The sequence below is a fragment of the Brachyspira hampsonii genome (assembly GCF_001746205.1).
GTDB lineage: Bacteria > Spirochaetota > Brachyspiria > Brachyspirales > Brachyspiraceae > Brachyspira > Brachyspira hampsonii_B.
The window spans coordinates 1-2145 of record NZ_MDCO01000005.1; the positions used below are offsets into that span (position 1 = coordinate 1).

The 2145-nt window shown below is 31.5% G+C and carries 3 protein-coding genes and 3 pseudogenes; 3 read left to right on the forward strand and 3 right to left on the reverse strand.

Going from position 1 to position 2145, the window contains the following annotated elements:
- Positions 1 to 411, reverse strand: a pseudogene (locus BFL38_RS03130) (hypothetical protein); the annotation flags it as partial.
- 189 nt (positions 412 to 600) lie between these two features.
- Positions 601 to 828: pseudogene (locus BFL38_RS03135) on the reverse strand (hypothetical protein); the annotation flags it as partial.
- Here BFL38_RS03135 and BFL38_RS03140 point away from each other — a divergent pair.
- The 3 genes and pseudogenes from BFL38_RS03140 to BFL38_RS14575 all read left to right on the forward strand — a co-directional run.
- Positions 817 to 1170 carry a hypothetical protein gene (locus BFL38_RS03140; protein ID WP_069725689.1) on the forward strand — a complete coding sequence of 118 codons (354 nt, stop codon included), beginning with the start codon at positions 817 to 819 and terminating at the stop codon, positions 1168 to 1170. The pseudogene BFL38_RS03135 and the gene BFL38_RS03140 overlap by 12 nt on opposite strands.
- Before the next feature lie 238 nt (positions 1171 to 1408).
- A complete protein-coding gene (locus tag BFL38_RS14570; RefSeq protein WP_256097189.1) occupies positions 1409 to 1576 on the forward strand; it encodes a hypothetical protein in 168 nt (55 codons plus the stop codon).
- A 22-nt stretch (positions 1577 to 1598) separates the two neighbouring features.
- A pseudogene (locus tag BFL38_RS14575) lies at positions 1599 to 1835 on the forward strand (methyl-accepting chemotaxis protein); the annotation flags it as partial.
- 190 nt (positions 1836 to 2025) lie between these two features.
- On the opposite strand, the gene BFL38_RS15730 reads toward BFL38_RS14575, so the two are convergent.
- Positions 2026 to 2136, reverse strand: a complete 111-nt coding sequence (locus BFL38_RS15730; protein ID WP_368664524.1) for a helix-turn-helix domain-containing protein — start codon at positions 2134 to 2136, stop codon at positions 2026 to 2028.
- Positions 2137 to 2145: the final 9 nt, after the last annotated feature.

Sequence of the window (2145 nt, forward strand, 5' to 3'; positions counted from 1 at the left end):
TAATCTTAAATATTTTTCTGTTATGATATTATTATTATCTTTGACATAAAACCCTCTATTCTCATAATCGTAAGTAGGAAATCCATTGCCGACTGTTTCACTATATCCGCCTGCTATTTCTGCTCTTAAATAATCATTGTCTTTATTATTAGAATCTCTTACTATAACAAGTTTAATAAATCTTAAATCTTGTCTAATATCTGTTATATTATCAGTTAGTTTTATATTCTCATTTGTTTCAAATAATCTGCCTTCAAACTCACAGATACTTCCTGCCAAAATATCTGGAAGTTCTCTGTCTGTATCACTCCAATGATTTAATTTTATGCCATCAAAGGCAGTATGAAGCATACAGCAAGCGAACCAAATAAAATTAAATAATGGTGTTCTTACTAGAAATGAATGGCGGATACTAGAAAACCTTAACGAAGTAGATTATGAATACGGAGATGAGTATTTCGTTTCTCAGCAAATAAGACCAATAAAAACAGTTTATGAAGAACCTAAAGAAACTGAATACAATCAAGACTTTAATATAAATAATAATGAAAATAAAAAATTAGAAGAGGAATATAAAGATGCCAGCAAGTAATAATGAAATTGAATAGTATCAAATGCAAGTGAATCGCCTTCTATATCCGCTGTATCTATTTCCTCCACTCTAGGCTCTATCGCCACAGGCGGACAGTCGTCATACATATTATTTAATTCAGCAACCAGATTATTATTATCATCAAGCCATTCACGTGTGGAGAATAATTTTTTAATATTTATAATAATATTCTTTTTACTGTAAGGAGTTTCAAAGTTATTAAAATGCACGGCTATACTAGCGATAATGTTTATAAAACTTTTCCTTCAGTAAGTACAGACCCTAATGCTAGCTTTCAAGGAAGATTTGGAGTTAGTTTTCAAACTGTAGAGTTTAAAGATTATATATATTTAATAAGTTTATTAGAAGATTTTTTTGAGCAAAATCCAAGCGGATGCCGAGATACATCTTTAGGTTCATTTACTGTAAGCAAGAATGTTTATTATAGAATAGATAAAAATAAAGATACTTCTATAGGTGCTAATTGGGAGAAGCTTAATACGCCTTTACAGTCTGTACACCCGCCCAAGCGTATTTTAAATTTGCAGTCTATTCACCGCACGCAGAATAGATTTTAAAATATTGCAAAAATTGTACTATTAATCCTTTTATACATTTTTCTTCGTATACCGTGCGGTGAATAGACTGCAAATTTAAAATACGCTTGGGCGGGTGCTAACAAATGTTATTTAACTCATAAAACAGTATAAAGCTAAAATTCAAAGTGAAGCAATTAAACATAAAGGGCGGGGATTTGAGAGCGGAAATATAGTAGTTTATGATAAAGACAGTAAAGGATATGATGATTTATTAAGAATGAATGTAATAGAAGAAAACAGAGTTTTATATGAAAATTCTTATTATGGAACTTATTCATATTCTTCAAGTTCTTTTTATACTACAGACTGTAAAGGCGGAAAAGATTATCATTCATTTCGCACAGGCATAACTTTTAATAATGAGATAAAAACATCATCAGATTAAACATCTTCTATCATTTTAGTAGTATCAGGCATCAAGTTTAGAGGAGACGGCTTCATCTATGGAGGAGATGGCTTCTACTATAAAGTCTTCAGCTCAGAATTCAGTAGATGGAAATGAAGTTATGATAGCTTCTAGAAATGCGGTAGTAGAAGGCGGAAGTGTTATAGCTGATACTACTAAAATGATAGAAGATGTTTATGAGTCTAGTGCTAAAATAAAGGATATTACAAAAGTTATAGACGGTATAGCTTTTCAGACAACCTTCTGCCTTTCCTGTGATAGTGAAAGTTTTAGTTTCAGCTTCATAGCTCACATCAAAAAACTGCTGGACGACTGTCCGCCTGTGGCGTCTGGAGGCTCTACTGTATGTGTTATCTCGTCAGCATTTGAAGTTAATGCTACAGTATCATTTCCATCTGCTCTTATATCTACATTTGGTTTATCACTTTCTAAAGATTTTTAGGTTTTCTGCTCTTATTTTCTATAGTTCCTGTTTCTTCAAATTTCTTCCTCCAATAATAATAAGTTCGAATACTAATATTAAATTTTAGAGCCTGCACTCTTTTATT

Coding starts and splice junctions, on each gene's coding strand:
- BFL38_RS03140 (WP_069725689.1), top strand. CDS start 817: ATGCACGGCTATACTAGCGATAATGTTTATAAAACTTTTCCTTCAGTA.
- BFL38_RS14570 (WP_256097189.1), top strand. CDS start 1,409: ATGAATGTAATAGAAGAAAACAGAGTTTTATATGAAAATTCTTATTAT.